Source organism: Bartonella sp. W8151 (genome assembly GCF_016100385.1).
Classification (GTDB): Bacteria; Pseudomonadota; Alphaproteobacteria; order Rhizobiales; family Rhizobiaceae; genus Bartonella; species Bartonella apis.
The window spans coordinates 24,485-39,416 of sequence record NZ_JACFSO010000001.1 but is presented as its reverse complement, the minus strand read 5'-3'; the positions used below and the strand labels follow the sequence as shown (position 1 = coordinate 39,416).

Genomic DNA, 14,932 nt, shown 5'->3' with positions numbered 1-14,932 from the left:
TTTTTGGTGAAAGGCGGCTGAATTTAATTCCTGACCTATTTTTAAGGCCGTGTATTGCGACTTTTATAATTTTATAAAGAGTTGATCGCGACTTTTATAGCGAGCCCGTTGGACAAGACCCATTTTCCGGTTATAGAATTGGCTAGATTAGAAAATGGAGTTCAATCAAATATGCCGCGCAATAAAAAATTCGAAGGAGATATGACCGAAGTTGGCCATATGCGCACACCTCCTTTCGTCCGGCTTCCCGATATCAATACGTTATTCGAGGAACGGAGCAAACGTTTTGAAGAGCTTGCTCCTACAAGTCCGGTTAAAGATTATATCGATTTCATGACAGAATTTACCGGAGCGCAGCAATTTGTCTGTAACGAATTTGCTGCAAGTGATATTCCGACAGCCGATCAGGATCAGGCGCAAAAATTCACAATGCCGCCGATCGACCGGCAGGCAATTATATCGGCCCCTGTCTTTGGAGAGATTGCCAATAGTTTTTTCAAGGTTCTTGGCAAAAGAAAGCTGAAAGGTTCAAGTCTCGTTGCCCTTGAGGATACACGAGCCAACGAGACAAAATGGGAAAACTGGGCGTCCGACATTATTGCGCATAAATTGCCGCAGGAAAACCTCGCCCAGCATATCTATGTGACCGGTGCTTTGCAGATTGCATTGACACTGGCTGCTGCAAAACTCGATCCTAAAAAATTACAGCCTATAGAAGGCAATCTTTGCCCCTGTTGCGGTGGTACCCATTCGGCTTCAATGATTGTCGGTTGGCCATCATCGGAAGGCATCAGGTTCTGTTCATGCCTTTATTGCGGATCCATGTGGCGCTATGTACGCATCAAATGCACGTTTTGTGAAGAAACCAAGGGAATCAGTTTCCGCGAGATTGATGAGGGGCCGGGAACGATTCTTGCCGAGACATGTGATACCTGCAAACGCTATTGCAAACAGATGAATCATCAAAAAGACAGCCATTTCGATGTATTTGCCGATGATATAGGCTCACTGGCACTTGATCTTTTGATGAAAGAGGACGGAACGTTTAAAAGGGGTGCATTCAATCCATTTCTGGCGGGTTATTGATGGTCGCGGATTTTTCCCTTCTACCTCCGGTCAACGCAATTCTTGCCGAACAAGCGGCAAGAGAAGCGGAAGCCAAATTCGGTCATAGTGCAACGGTTGATGCCATCAGGGCAACCCTTGCCGACGAGCGCATTCTCATTAAAGCAGGACGCACGCCGCGAACGAGTGCTGTGCTTGCAATGATGGCGCTTGAACGGCTGGAGGTGGATGCCCAGTCGACCATGCGTGCCGTGTTCAACCTCACCGGCACGATATTGCATACCAATTTCGGACGTGCGCAACTGCCGGAAGTTGCAATCCAGAATGCTGTTAATGCTATGCGCAACGCCGTTTCGCTGGAATATGATCTGGAAAGTGGCGAGAGGGGAGAACGTGACGACCATTTGCGCGAATTGATTTGCGAGCTTACCGGTGCGGAAGATGCAACCCTCGTCAACAATAATGCGGCCGCTGTTCTTCTGGTGTTGAATACGCTTGCTGGTAAACAGGGTGAAAGCATTATTTCGCGTGGCGAACTCATCGAAATTGGCGGTGCTTTCCGTATGCCGGACATTATGGAAAGTGCCGGTTGCAAGTTGATAGAAGTGGGAACAACCAATCGCACACACCTTGCCGATTATGAAAAAGCAATCAATGAGGAAACCGCGCTTTTATTGAAAGTGCACACATCGAACTATCGTATCGAAGGATTTTCTTCGTCAGTTACCACAAAAGAGCTTGCGGCATTGGCTGCAACGAAACATGTACCTTTCATGGAGGATCTTGGTTCGGGAACGCTCGTCAATCTCGTTGCTTTCGGTCTTCCCTATGAGCCGACCGTTCAGGACGTTATTAAAGCCGGTGCGGATATTGTCACTTTTTCCGGCGACAAATTATTGGGCGGTGTTCAGGCCGGTTTTATTATCGGCAAGCAGGAATTTGTTGCACGGGTCAATAAAAACCCCATGAAACGTTCGTTGCGTGTCGACAAGGTACGCCTTGCCGCTCTGGAAGCGGTTTTGCGCGCCTATCGGAACGAAGAAAAACGGAATGCAACTATTCCGACCTTGCGTTATCTTTCGCGAAGCCAAAGTGATATTGCCCATCAGGCAGCCGATTTATGCGCCAAAATTAGCGATTTTTTTCAACCTGCTTATCGCGTGGAAATTTGTTCCTGTAACAGTCAGGTTGGCTCGGGCGCTATGCCAATGGAAACTTTGCCAAGCTATGGCATATCAATAAGCCCGGTTGATCCGGCAGTTTCGTTGACAGAATTGGCTTATCGTTTGCGCCAATTGCCAAAGCCCGTTATCGGACGCATGCATGCCAACCGGCTGGTTTTTGATTTGCGTTGTCTTGATGATACAAACGGTTTTGTTAACAATCTCGAAAAACTATCATGATTATTGGTACATCCGGTCATATTGACCATGGAAAAACAGCTCTCGTCAGAGCACTGACGGGCATTGATACAGATCGTCTGCCACAGGAAAAACAACGTGGTATCACTATTGAATTGGGTTTTGCCTATCAGACATTGAAAAACGGCGAACGGATCGGTTTTGTTGATGTTCCGGGGCACGAAAAACTCATTCATACTATGCTGACAGGTGCCGGTAGCATTGATTATATCATGCTGGTCGTCGCGGCCGATGACGGCATTATGCCCCAAACGCGTGAACATTTCGAAATATTGAAGCTTATGGGGTTAAAACACGGGGTTGTTGTCATTACCCGCATCGACCTTGTTGATAAAGAGCGTGTTGAAGCATTGAAAGCGGAATTACACGAATTTCTTAAAGGTTCATTTCTGGAAAATGCACCTATATTTCCTGTGTCGTCATTGACCGGCGAGGGCATACCGGCCCTTCGGGAAGAGATAGAAAACGCCGCTTTGCATTTGAAAAAACGTGTTTCCTATGGGCGGTTTCGCCATGCGATTGACCGGTGTTTTGTGCTTTCCGGTGCCGGCACCGTGGTGACGGGAACTGTGCTTTCTGGCGAAGCATCCACCAATGATCTTATGGTCATTGCACCCGATCATCTGACAGCACGGTTACGTTCGATCCATGTACAGGATGAGGCTTCTAATAAAGCAAGAACGGGCGACAGGGCAGCACTCAATATTGTGGGCGACGCTATCAACAAGGATACAGTCAAACGGGGAATGATGGTCATTGACCCGTTTCTTGATAAGCCGAGTCAAAGGTTCGATGTTCGTCTAACGATTCTTCCATCTGAACCAAAGCCTTTGAAACAATGGTTTCCTGTTCACTTGCACCATGGTTCTTTAGAAACCAATGCCCGCCTTGTATTTTTGTCGCAAGACACAATGAAGGCCGGTGAAACCGCTTACGTGCAGATTATTTCCGATAAAGCTGTGATTGCGGCAACTGGCGACCGCTTCGTTATTCGTGATACATCGGCAAGCCGCACAATTGGTGGTGGTATTATTCTTGATCCACTAGCACCCGAACGGCACCGCCGCGCGCCGGAGCGGTTCAAATTTCTTGCCGCTATGGAAAAGGAAGATAACCTTCAGGCATTATCGGCAATTCTGGCATTGCCGCCCTATGGCATTGACTGGCTTTATTTTTGCCGCGCGCGTAACCTGTCTGAAGTCGAGGCGGGCAAACTTCTTTCGAGCGGTCATTTTGTCGTTCTTGAACATGGTCAAGAACGGTTTGTTATGGAACAACAGCAGGAACAGCGCCTGCAAAAAGCAATTGTCGATTATCTTGTCGAATTTCATAAAAACGAGCCTGATCTCTTCGGCGTTGGTCTTGAAAAATTGCGTCGTGACGTTGCTCGCGAAATCCGTGCCCCTTATTTTCGTGATCTGTTACAGAACGAAATTGATAAAGGTCGGCTGAAAATTCGCGGCGCCTGGGTTGGTCTTGCCGGTCATGAAGCCAAATTATCGCCTGAAGATGAAGCAATCTGGCAACGTGTCTATAAAGTTTTAAAGGGTGAGGAACGTTTCCGCCCGCCGCGCACGCGCGATTTTGCGCAAGAACTTGGAATTGACGAAAATCATATGCGACAAATCCTGAAGTCGTGCGCACGGATGGGACGTGTCTATGAAGTGGCGCAAGATTATTTCTTCCCGCGCGAAGTGCTGGCTGAAATTATTATGATTATGCGGGATATTGCCGAAAAAAAGGAAAAGCACGAATTCGTCGCGGCCGATTTGCGTGACCGGCTGAATAATGGCCGCAAGGTTTCCATTTTTCTGCTGGAATTTTTTGACCGCCATGGCGTGACAATCAGAAAAGGCGATATCAGGCGGTTAAATCCGCATCGGCTTGACCTGTTTGCCGATAGTTAGACTTGCAGTTTTTGCCTAAAAGCAGCATAAGACAATCGGAAGGGCTTTTCATCCGGTGATGGATGCGGCCTTCAAAGCCGTAAGGGGCCGTGAGACGGTCTTTTATGGGTTCGACTCCCATGCTCTTCCGCCAATTATTTTCAATTGAATGACGTTCAGTTGACGCACATTGCTTGTCATTACTGTTTCCGGATTGTTTTTATTGCCGTGACACATCAAGCGTCAGGAAAGGCATAAGCTATTGAGCTTCGGAAAAAAAGAAAAACAACGAACGTTAGAAACGTGTTCGGCCAAGTTCGTCATCTGCAAAGCAGTATCCATCATTAGAGTATTTGAAATCGGCGGAGTGTGCGTCTGCAAAATTCTCGAAACTAAAACAGGAAAACCGGTTTGCCAGCAACAGGAAAGTAGAGAAGGTTAAGCCACAACCAAAAAGCAGGCAATAAGCAAAGAGCACGAGAAAACAAAAAAGACGGGCAATGACCCGTCTTTTTAATGAACATCATAGAGTGGCTCAGGCTTCCTCTTCAGCCTTTTCCACTTTAGGCTTTGTAGTGCGTCTACGACGCGGCTTCTTTTCAACAACCTCTTCGGCTTCAACCGTCTTTTCAACCGATGCTTCAGGAGCCTTCGCTTTTTCTTTTGCTTCCTCTGCGGCTTCGTTTTCGCCAGCATCATCAGAACGATTTACTGGAGCACTGCGACGACGCGGTGCACGACGGGTTTTCTTGAGTTCAACGACTTTCCCGACTTCCCCGGTATCTTCCGAAAGAGCGACTTCGGCAGGGACCCCCTGAATTTCCGGTTGCGGGCCACTTCCCGCAGCTTCATGTTCCTCATTCAATTCCAAAGACACAACCGGGGAGTTCTCATCCTCTTCATCGTCATCAATCAGTTCTTCACGCTGGATCGGCTGAGGCATTTGTGCTTGGGCCGCCAGAATAATGCGAACATAGTGTTCGGCATGTTGAAGGTAATTTTCTGCCATAACTCTGTCACCGGCAGCCTGAGCATCCCGTGCCAGAGCGGTATATTTATCTGCTATATGTTGTGCATTACCACGAATTTTTACATCCGGTCCGTTGCTTTCATAATTGCGTGAAAGAGGATTTGGACCGCGACGATTATTATTATTGTTGCGTCCACGGATGCGCCTATTTTGTTGTGGCCTCATAATGATCTCTTTAAGAATATGTTTTATCTAATTTTATTCAGTTGATTTTCAGACAAGAATATTATGGCGTTCGCGCCAATATCCGTTTTGATTATGCTTGTTGACAAGCCATCAAGCTCAAATCAATTTTTTGAAAATCTCAAAAAGCCTATGGAAACGACTCCAACAGCTATGTTCCACGACGATTTATTTGATATCCGGCAAATTAGCGTTCTTCAACCGAATTGCCAAGTATTTTTTTAAAAAATCATCATCTTATTCAAATGAAAAGGGAAATTCGTTTGTGAAATTTGTTCACATCATCGAATTAACGATCATTCGGGCGGGAATTGACAATTGCCAACCCGCCCGTTTGTGAAAAACCACTCGAATCACTCTTCGATCACAACCTTTGGAGTGCCACTGCGCACTTCGCCGATAATGGTGGAAAGCGGATAGCCCTGGCTTTTGGCATAGGCAACGATCGACTGTGCTTTCTCAGGCGAGATTGACACAAGAAGGCCACCGGACGTTTGCGGATCGGTCAACAAAAAGCGTTTATAATCAGGATAATTTTCCGGCAATACAATGTGTTGGCCATAGCTATCCCAATTGCGACGTGAAGCACCGGTAAAGCAACCGTCTTTGGCAAGGGCTTCGGCCTCGGTGAGAAAGGGAATTTTCGAATAATTTATGGCAATCTCGACATTGGAGCCTTGTGCCATTTCAAGGCTATGCCCCAAAATCCCGAAGCCGGTTACATCGGTTAACGCGTGAACATCCGGATTCTTTCCGAGTTCTGTGCCGATTTTATTAAGAAGCGTCATTGACGCAATCATTTCCTGATAGGCTTTGTCAGAAAGTTTTCCGGTTTTGAATGCATGCGAATAAACGCCGACACCGATACCTTTCATAAGTACCAGTTTGTCGCCCGCATGGGCGCGGGCATTCAATTTGATCTCGTCTTTTTTGCAAATGCCGATAACCGCCAAACCATAGACCGGTTCGGGATTGTCGATCGAATGGCCACCGGCTACAGCAATTCCGGCTTCGGCCGCTTTTTGTCGCCCGCCTTTTAAAATCTCACCGACAATTGCCGGATCGATTTTATCAACCGGCATGCCAAGGATTGCGAGCGACATGATAGGCTTTCCGCCCATAGCATAAACGTCGGAAATAGCATTGGTCGCAGCAATTTGGCCAAATGTGACGGGATCATCCACCATCGGCATGAAAAAGTCTGTGGTAGCAATAACACAAGTACCGTCGTCAAGCTCATAAATAGCAGCGTCGTCACTTGTTTCGGTTCCTACCAATAGATGTTCAAATGGTCCATACTCCGGCTGGTTTTTCAGCATTTTCTGCAAAACGGAGGGTGCCAGTTTACAACCGCAACCCCCACCGTGAGCAAGACTTGTCAAACGGAAGGGTGTCATCGAAGTTTCCTTTTTAAATATTCAATTTTGTGTGGGTATCAAAGATATCCAACAATTTGACAATATTAGCATTTGTCAAACATACGTGCAATGTAGCTCATTTTTATCACGATCATTCGCCTGTGTTCACAAAAACGTCAACGCCATCGGGAAAGCGATTGCATTATTGTCTTTCAGGATCCATATGAAAAAGCTGCGAATGATCTTCCCCGATCAATAGAATCCGCTTTTGTAACAACAGGGCATCAAGCAGACTTGTTTGAAGCTTGATTGGTTGCTATGGAACGATTGTTGATCTAAAATAAACAGCGTGTGGGACGATCAAAAATACAAGAGGAATGCCCGTATGAATATAGAGATATCGCGTCGCGCCTTTTTAAAGGGTGCTGGTGCGGGTGTCGGCGCAACAGCATTGGGTGCGCTCGGTTTTAGTGAGGCCGAAGCAACAGTTGTTTCGGCTATAAAACCTTTCAGGTTAGCTTCAACAACCCAGACCCGACAGACCTGTACTTATTGTTCGGTTGCTTGTGGCATTATCCTTTATTCGAAAGGATCAATGAAAGACGGCACTGCGAAAGTTATCCACGTTGAAGGGGATGTTGATCACCCGACCAATCATGGTACTCTGTGCCCGAAAGGTGCAGCCCTTCTTGATACAATCCATTCAAAAAACCGTTTGACGAAACCGAAGGTTCGTCGCCCCGGTTCCGATCACTTTGAAGAAATCACATGGGACGAGGCACTTGATAAAATTGCCCGCTACATGAAAGATGACCGCGACGCCAATTTCGTCCAGAAAAACGAAAAAGGCCAGACAGTCAATCGCTGGTTGACAACAGGATTTCTTGCAGCCTCTGCAGCAACAAACGAAACCGCCTTTGCGACTTACAAGGTCGTACGTTCATGCGGTATGTTGGCATTCGATAACCAAGCACGCGTTTGACACGGCCCCACGGTGTCCAGTCTGGGCCCAACATTTGGTCGTGGCGCGATGACAAATCCATGGACGGATATTCGGTCAACGGATCTCGTCATTATCATGGGTGGTAATGCTGCCGAAGCACATCCTTGTGGCTTCAAATGGGTTACTTATGCAAAAGAGCATCGCGGTGCAAAGCTGATCGTTGTTGATCCGCGCTTTACCCGTTCGGCTTCGGTTGCCGATTTTTATGCACCGATCCGTCAGGGAACCGATATTGCCTTTTTGTCCGGTGTCATTAACTACTGCATAACGCATGACAAAGTTCAGTATGAATATGTCAAACATTTCACCAATGCCGGTTTGATCGTCAATGAAGGTTTCGGTTTCAAGGATGGTCTGTTTACCGGATATGATGAAGCCAAACGTGATTATGACCGCTCGACCTGGTCCTATGAAATGGACGAGAACGGTTATGCCAAGATTGACGAGACTTTGACGCATCCGCGTTGTGTCTGGCAGCTTCTTAAAAAACATGTTTCGGTTTACACGCCTGAAATGGTTGAAAGAATTTGCGGCACTCCAAAGGATAAGTTCCTCAAAATCTGCGAGATGATTGCAGAATGTTCGAGCCCGACAAAGGCGATGACATCCATGTATGCTCTCGGTTGGACACAACACTCCAAGGGTGCGCAGAACATTCGCACAATGTGCATGTTGCAGCTTATTCTCGGTGATATCGGTGTACGTGGTGGCGGTGTGAATGCACTGCGTGGCCACTCCAACATTCAAGGCCTTACAGATGTCGGACTGATGTCCAACCTCATTCCGGGCTACATGAATATTCCGATGGAAAACGAGACAAATCTCAAGACTTATCTCTCGAAACGCAAGTTCACGCCAACGCGACCGAATCAGGTCAGCTACTGGCAGAATTATGATAAGTTCTTCATCTCGTTTATGAAGGCAATGTGGGGCAAAGCCGCAACAAAAGAAAACGACTTCGCCTATGATTATCTGCCGAAGCTTGATATCGCCAATTACGATATTCTTAAAGCTGTCGACATGATGGATCATAACCAGATGAACGGCTATTTCTGCCAAGGGTTCAATCCTGTTCTTGCTTTCCCGAACCGTAAAAAGGTCGAGCGTGGCTTGAGCAAGTTGAAATTCCTTGTCGTGATGGATCCGTTGGAAACAGAGACTGCACGGTTCTGGGAAAACCACGGTGATTTCAATGATGTCAATACATCCGAAATCAAAACGGAAGTTTTCCAATTGCCGACAAGCTGCTTTGCAGAAGATGAAGGAGCTGTTGTCAATTCGGGTCGCTGGTTGCAGTGGCACTGGGCAGGGCAAAATCCGCCGGGTGACGCAAAGCACGACACATGGATCATGGCGCAACTTTGGTTAAGGCTGAAGAAGCTTTATGAAAAAGAAGGTGGTGTGTTCCCTGATCCTATCGTCAATCTTCATTGGCCATATAAGGATGCAAGCGAACCTCAGCCGGCAGAACTCGCCAAGGAAATGAACGGTTATGCTGTTGAAGATCTTTATGATCCGAAAGACCCGACCAAGAAAATCCTTGAAAAGGGCAAACAGGTTCCAGGCTTTGCTTCGTTGAAAGCCGACGGAAGCACTGCTTCGGGCTGCTGGATTTATTCAGGCAGCTTTACCGAAGACGGAAACATGATGGCACGGCGTGATAACACCGACTATGATGGTGCCGGACTTTATCCGAAGTGGACATTCGCATGGCCTGCAAACCGTCGTATTCTCTATAATCGCGCATCAGCCGATTTTGACGGTAAGGCTTGGGATCCGGAGCGTAAGGTTATCGAATGGAATGGCGAGAAATGGACGGGATTTGATGTTCCGGATATTCCGCCGGCATCCGATCCGCACGCTGTCGGTCCGTTTATCATGAATGCGGAAGGCACTGGCCGGCTCTTCACGCTTGCCGGACTTCGTGACGGTCCGTTCCCGGTTCACTACGAACCGTTCGAATCGCCGATCGTCAACCCGATTGCTCCGAATATCCGTGGTAATCCGGCTGCTCGTATCTTTGATGAAGATCTTGCACAATTGGGAACAAGTGATGAATTCCCTTATGCTGCAACCTCTTATCGCTTGACCGAGCACTTCCACTATTGGACGAAGAACAACCGGATCAACGCTGCTTTGCAGCCGCAATTCTTTGTCGAGATTTCGGAAGAACTGGCTGCTGAAAAAGGCGTTGTAAAAGGTGATTGGGTCAGAGTCTGGAACAAACGCGGGCAGGTTTTTGCCAAAGCGCTGGTTACCAAACGTATCCGTCCGATCATTTGTGATGGAAAGCCTGTTCATGTCATTGGCATTCCACTGCATTGGGGCTTTATCGGTGAGGCGAAGAAAGGTTTTGGGCCTAACTCGCTCACACCATTTGTTGGCGATGCCAATTCCCAGACGCCTGAATTCAAGGCATTTCTGGTGAATATGGAAAAATCGAAGGCACCGGTCGATGAGAATGGAAAGGCGGAACAATGATTAATATCAATCCTCCAACCCAGGACAAAATCGAACCGCAGATTGGTCCGGATGACTACATCCGGATTTCTGCCTCGCCAGCGCCGAAGCCGAAGCGCAAATTGGAAGAAATCGCCAAGCTGATTGATGTTTCACGCTGCATCGGTTGCAAAGCGTGCCAGTCGGCGTGCTCCGAATGGAATGAGTTGAGCCCTGAAATTGGCGACAATGTCGGCGTTTATGATAACCCGCGGGATCTTTCTCCAGATGCGTTCACAATCATGCGGTTTACGGAATGGGTTAATCCCGAGACCGATACACTTGAATGGCTTATCCGCAAGGATGGCTGCATGCATTGTTCGGAGCCGGGATGTCTTGCTGCTTGCCCGTCACCCGGTGCGATTGTGCAATATTCAAATGGTATTGTGGATTTTATCCATGATAAATGCATCGGTTGCGGTTATTGCATAAAAGGTTGTCCGTTCAATATTCCTCGGGTTTCGCAAGTTACCCACAGAGCCTATAAATGCACTTTGTGCTCTGACCGTGTTGCTGTCGGGCAAAAACCTGCTTGTGCGAAAACCTGCCCGACCGAAGCGATTATGTTCGGAACAAAGGCCGAGCTTAAAGAGCACGCCAAGGAACGCATTGCCGATCTGAAAGCCCGTGGTTACAAGAATGCCGGTCTCTATGACCCGCAAGGCGTTGGTGGAACACACGTCATGTATGTTCTTCACCATGCCGATCAGCCGAGCATTTATGCAAACCTGCCGGAAGACCCGCATATTTCACCGATTGTCAAAACGTGGAAGGGCATTTCCAAATATTTCGGGCTTGGTGCTATTGCTGCTGCTATCCTCGGAGCAGCTGCACATGGTATCTTTATCGGACGTACAAGAGTAACCAAGCACGATGAAGAACGTGCCGAGAAAACCTTGAAGGATATCGACCATGACGCATAAGCTTTATGAAAAATACGATTATGTCCATAAAGGTGACCCGATTATAGTCGACCGCTATACAAAAGGCGCACGTATCAACCACTGGATTGGTGCCATTTCGATGATTCTTTTGGCGTTTACCGGTCTGATGATGTATTGGCCACCGCTTTTCCCGCTTGCAAATCTCATTGGAGGCGGGCAGGTGGTGCGTACCATTCATCCTTATATCGGTGTTGTCATGGTTATCAGTTTTGCCGGACTTTTCTTCCGCTTCTGGCGCCTCAATATCTGGGAAAATTCCGATTTGAAATGGATTGTCGATATCAAGGATGTTCTTGAAGGCGATGAAGAAAGACTGCCTATGATCGGAAAATATAATTTTGGTCAAAAATGTATTTTCTGGTCGATGTCTATAGGACTCATCATATTGATTGTGAGCGGCTTTATGGTTTGGCAGGCTTATTTTGCACCTTTTGTTCCTATTGAGTGGCAGCGTTATGCACTGCTCACCCATTCACTGGTTGCCGCATGCATTATCGCTGTGTGGATTTTCCATGTTTATGCAGGCTATTGGGTTGCCGGTTCGATCGGAGCAATGATTAAGGGCAAAATTTCAGGCGGCTTTGCATGGGCTCACCATCGCAAATGGTATATTGCGCTTTTGCGCGCAAACCGTATTAAAGACCGCTAAGCTTTATTTTAAAGCTTCAATAAATTTAACCGCAATGTTTGGAAAAACATTGCGGTTTTATTTTTTTGCGTTGTTTATCCGTTGATGATGCAAACGCAATATCGGTAATGGCAAAAGTGTGATTAAAAGGAGCTCAGGAGCTAAAGCGAATCAGTCGGTTGCACTTTTCTTCACAATTATTATCTTAAAAAATCTTGATGGATTTCGGTTCTCTAGTTGTGTCCGGTCGAACCGAACCCTTTTGTGCCACGAATTGTTTCGGAAAGGGTTGTGGTTTCCACGATGGCAATTTGAGGCGCCGGAGAAATGACAGTTTGCGCGATCCGCATACCGCGGGTAATTTTGAATGGTTCTTGCCCGAGATTGATGAGTAAAACTTTTATTTCCCCGCGATAATCGCTGTCGATTGTGCCGGGTGTATTCAAACAGGTAATCCCATTTTTGAAAGCAAGACCGGAGCGAGGGCGAATTTGCGCTTCGTAACCTTCTGGTAATTCGAATATCAAACCGGTAGGGACGAGCGCACGTTCACCGGGAGAAAGAACAATTTCTGTTCCCTCTTCCAATGCCGCCCTCAAATCCATTCCGGTCGAGCCAGCAGTTTCATAGGCAGGCAATTTCAGCCCTTCAGAATGAGGGAGCCGATGGATAGCAAGTGTTACAGGGCAATCTTTATGCGACATGAAGAGCCTTCAAAACGAAATAATTATTTAAAATCTTTTTAAAGAGGATGGCCGAAAGTTACAAGTTCCCTTGAAGCCGGTCTTTTTCAGGCACTACCGATAAGAATACCGGTAGCAAAAACCAATGCCCCACCGACCACCACCTGCAATGCCGCACGCCAGAACGGCGTTTCCATGAACTTGTTCTGGATCCATGCAATCGCCCATAACTCAAAGAACACAACCGCAAATGCAATGGCAATCGCAATATGAAAATCGGGAATGAGAAACGGCAGCGCGTGGCCGAGGCCACCCAGAGACGTCATAACACCATTGGCAATGCCGCGTTTGATGGGCGAGCCGCGGCCGGATAGTTTTCCGTCATCATGGGCAGCTTCTGTAAAGCCCATTGATATACCGGCGCCGAGTGAAGCCGATAAACCGACGAGAAAAGTCTGTCTTGTGTCACCGGTAGCAAAAGCAGCCGCAAAAATTGGTGCAAGAGTTGAAACAGAGCCATCCATCAAGCCGGCAAGACCAGGCTGGATCCATGTGAGAAGTGTTTGCTTACGTTCTTTCGCCCGTTCCTGATCTGCGACAGATTTCGGCGTGTATTTTTTTTCAAGCTCGATTGCCACATCTTCATGGTGCTTTTCTTCAAGAGCAAGATCGCCTAAGAGTTTGCGGATTTCTGCATCCTTGGCATGGTCTGCAGCCTGTTCATAAAAGCGCGCCGATTGGTCTTCCATTTGTGCAACCGAATCACGCACTTTATCGATTCCGAGCGGGCGAACCAACCAATCCGGTTTGCGATCATAAAAGCCGCTGACATGTTCACGCCGGATAAGCGGAATCATTTTGCCAAAGCGTTTTTCAAAAATCTTTATAAGCCTATCGCGGTGGCTATGTTCCTCATCGGCCATTTTTTCGAAAATCTTGGCCGTTGCTGGAAACTCGTCACGCAAACCGTCGGCATAGTTGAGATAGATGCGCTCGTCGTCTTCCTCTGAAGAAATGGCAAGGGCAAGAATTTCCTTTTCGCTAAGCGAAGAAAACGGTTTCCGATAGGATGATGCAAAAAGTTTTGAAAACATGGGAGACCTATAATTTAGAATTATTCTAAATTAATAAAGTTGTAGGAAAATTCAATTGCAAAAATATATCATGCACTTGAACGTGAATTGGTTTAGATTTTCAAAATCACCGATCCATATTGTTTGTGATGACAGGCGATTTTGAAAGAGTGGAGCGAAAACGTTGCGCGTTTCTATCTTGGTACTGTGATAATTAATCCGGATAGCCTCCTCATTTTCTGCCAATCATTCGTTTTGATAAGTTTTGTTACCCTTATCTTTTCTAGCCTCTTTTGGCTGGAATTCCCGTTGCATCCGGTTGTTACAAAAATGACAGGAAAAGTCACCTTCTAAATTTCAAAAAACTATTCCGGATTATTTTATAAGCCCGTCAGGCACGCAGATGCAGCCATATATGCAGGCAACTAGTTGCCGCCATATTCCAGGAATATGCGAAAGAATAGGTACCAAAACCATTTTTTGTTAAGTGCAGGAACGAGGTGAATATTATCTGGTAACTGTCTAGAGTGTGGAAAACAAAAGTGGTTTTCAAGGCCATGAGCGGTGGAATGAATACACGGAACAAAAAATCTGTTCGAACCGGCGACGAACTTTTATATCTACAACAATTACAACTTGACCGACTAACGTTTTTATAAAATTCTCTGCATCAACACGAGATTTAGCCATTGTCCGGCTTTTCTGCCGACCTCGGGCATATGTCCAGTGATTGTAAAACCGAAGGCTTTATGGATGGCAACGGATGCCTTGTTTCCCGCTTCAATGCCGGCAACAAGCACATGGATATGGTTTTGTTCGGCATGGGTAATCAAAGCGCCAAGCAGTTTTTTGCCAATACCTTTGCCACGTTCGGTTTTTTCAATATAAATGGATATTTCAGCAGAATAACGATATCCTTCGAATGGTCTGAACGGGCCATAGCTCGCATAGCCAACTGTTTTGCCATTATCTTCTGCAACGAGAACAGGATATCCTGCGGCATTTCTTGTTTTCAGCCATTCCCGACGGTTATCAAGATCGACAGTTTTCTCATTCCAGATAGCAAGGGTATTCTTTACCGCATCGTTATAAATATCTTTGATGGCTTCAAGATCACGTTCTTCTGCCGGTCTTATGGTAATCATTTTTAAAATCCAAC

The 14,932-nt window shown here is 46.7% G+C and carries 11 protein-coding genes and 1 tRNA gene; 7 read left to right on the top strand and 5 right to left on the bottom strand.

Features of this window, described 5'->3' with window-relative positions:
• The first annotated feature begins 171 nt into the window (after nt 1-171).
• The 4 genes from fdhE to H3V14_RS00180 all read left to right on the top strand — a co-directional run bounded on the left by fdhE (nt 172) and on the right by H3V14_RS00180 (nt 4,526).
• The gene (fdhE, locus tag H3V14_RS00195) at nt 172-1,086 is read left to right on the top strand and encodes a formate dehydrogenase accessory protein FdhE (RefSeq protein ID WP_075913902.1); all 915 of its coding nucleotides are present in this window, start codon (nt 172-174) and stop codon (nt 1,084-1,086) included.
• The gene (selA, locus tag H3V14_RS00190; RefSeq protein ID WP_198226016.1) at nt 1,086-2,468 is read left to right on the top strand and encodes an L-seryl-tRNA(Sec) selenium transferase; all 1,383 of its coding nucleotides are present in this window, start codon (nt 1,086-1,088) and stop codon (nt 2,466-2,468) included. Before fdhE ends, selA begins: the two co-directional genes overlap by 1 nt.
• On the top strand, nt 2,465-4,393 hold the full coding sequence (gene selB / locus H3V14_RS00185; RefSeq protein WP_198226015.1) for a selenocysteine-specific translation elongation factor: 1,929 nt from the start codon (nt 2,465-2,467) through the stop codon (nt 4,391-4,393). The genes selA and selB overlap by 4 nt, the downstream gene beginning before the upstream one ends.
• Before the next feature lie 37 nt (nt 4,394-4,430).
• A tRNA-Sec gene (locus H3V14_RS00180) sits at nt 4,431-4,526 on the top strand.
• Between the two features lie 381 nt (nt 4,527-4,907).
• On the opposite strand, the gene H3V14_RS00175 is transcribed toward H3V14_RS00180, so the two are convergent.
• On the bottom strand, nt 4,908-5,567 hold the full coding sequence (locus H3V14_RS00175; protein WP_083650177.1) for a DUF4167 domain-containing protein: 660 nt from the start codon (nt 5,565-5,567) through the stop codon (nt 4,908-4,910).
• A gap of 371 nt (nt 5,568-5,938) precedes the next feature.
• The gene (gene selD / locus H3V14_RS00170; protein ID WP_198226014.1) at nt 5,939-6,982 is read right to left on the bottom strand and encodes a selenide, water dikinase SelD; all 1,044 of its coding nucleotides are present in this window, start codon (nt 6,980-6,982) and stop codon (nt 5,939-5,941) included.
• A 346-nt stretch (nt 6,983-7,328) separates the two neighbouring features.
• Here selD and fdnG point away from each other — a divergent pair, with 346 nt between their 5' ends.
• From fdnG to H3V14_RS00155, 3 genes are read left to right on the top strand one after another with little or no spacing between them, the layout of a single operon-like run.
• The gene (gene fdnG, locus H3V14_RS00165; RefSeq protein WP_198226013.1) at nt 7,329-10,427 is read left to right on the top strand and encodes a formate dehydrogenase-N subunit alpha; all 3,099 of its coding nucleotides are present in this window, start codon (nt 7,329-7,331) and stop codon (nt 10,425-10,427) included.
• Entirely contained in the window at nt 10,424-11,368 is a 945-nt protein-coding gene (gene fdxH / locus H3V14_RS00160; protein ID WP_198226012.1) for a formate dehydrogenase subunit beta, read from the top strand. Before fdnG ends, fdxH begins: the two co-directional genes overlap by 4 nt.
• Complete coding sequence (locus tag H3V14_RS00155; RefSeq protein WP_075913908.1) at nt 11,358-12,038, top strand: formate dehydrogenase subunit gamma; 681 nt, start codon at nt 11,358-11,360, stop codon at nt 12,036-12,038. Before fdxH ends, H3V14_RS00155 begins: the two co-directional genes overlap by 11 nt.
• Before the next feature lie 212 nt (nt 12,039-12,250).
• Here the strand turns inward: H3V14_RS00155 and dut are convergent, their stop codons facing one another.
• The 3 genes from dut to H3V14_RS00140 form a co-directional block, all read right to left on the bottom strand.
• The gene (gene dut, locus H3V14_RS00150; RefSeq protein ID WP_198226011.1) at nt 12,251-12,721 is read right to left on the bottom strand and encodes a dUTP diphosphatase; all 471 of its coding nucleotides are present in this window, start codon (nt 12,719-12,721) and stop codon (nt 12,251-12,253) included.
• Between the two features lie 86 nt (nt 12,722-12,807).
• The gene (gene mbfA / locus H3V14_RS00145; protein WP_075869286.1) at nt 12,808-13,794 is read right to left on the bottom strand and encodes an iron exporter MbfA; all 987 of its coding nucleotides are present in this window, start codon (nt 13,792-13,794) and stop codon (nt 12,808-12,810) included.
• 632 nt (nt 13,795-14,426) lie between these two features.
• Complete coding sequence (locus H3V14_RS00140; RefSeq protein ID WP_198226010.1) at nt 14,427-14,918, bottom strand: GNAT family N-acetyltransferase; 492 nt, start codon at nt 14,916-14,918, stop codon at nt 14,427-14,429.
• Nucleotides 14,919-14,932 lie beyond the last annotated feature (14 nt).

Bases quoted from the DNA above. Each gene is read 5' to 3' on its own strand.
- fdhE (WP_075913902.1), top strand. From the start codon at position 172: ATGCCGCGCAATAAAAAATTCGAAGGAGATATGACCGAAGTTGGCCAT.
- selA (WP_198226016.1), top strand. From the start codon at position 1,086: ATGGTCGCGGATTTTTCCCTTCTACCTCCGGTCAACGCAATTCTTGCC.
- selB (WP_198226015.1), top strand. From the start codon at position 2,465: ATGATTATTGGTACATCCGGTCATATTGACCATGGAAAAACAGCTCTC.
- H3V14_RS00175 (WP_083650177.1), bottom strand. From the start codon at position 5,567: ATGAGGCCACAACAAAATAGGCGCATCCGTGGACGCAACAATAATAAT.
- selD (WP_198226014.1), bottom strand. From the start codon at position 6,982: ATGACACCCTTCCGTTTGACAAGTCTTGCTCACGGTGGGGGTTGCGGT.
- fdxH (WP_198226012.1), top strand. From the start codon at position 10,424: ATGATTAATATCAATCCTCCAACCCAGGACAAAATCGAACCGCAGATT.
- H3V14_RS00155 (WP_075913908.1), top strand. From the start codon at position 11,358: ATGACGCATAAGCTTTATGAAAAATACGATTATGTCCATAAAGGTGAC.
- dut (WP_198226011.1), bottom strand. From the start codon at position 12,721: ATGTCGCATAAAGATTGCCCTGTAACACTTGCTATCCATCGGCTCCCT.
- mbfA (WP_075869286.1), bottom strand. From the start codon at position 13,794: ATGTTTTCAAAACTTTTTGCATCATCCTATCGGAAACCGTTTTCTTCG.
- H3V14_RS00140 (WP_198226010.1), bottom strand. From the start codon at position 14,918: ATGATTACCATAAGACCGGCAGAAGAACGTGATCTTGAAGCCATCAAA.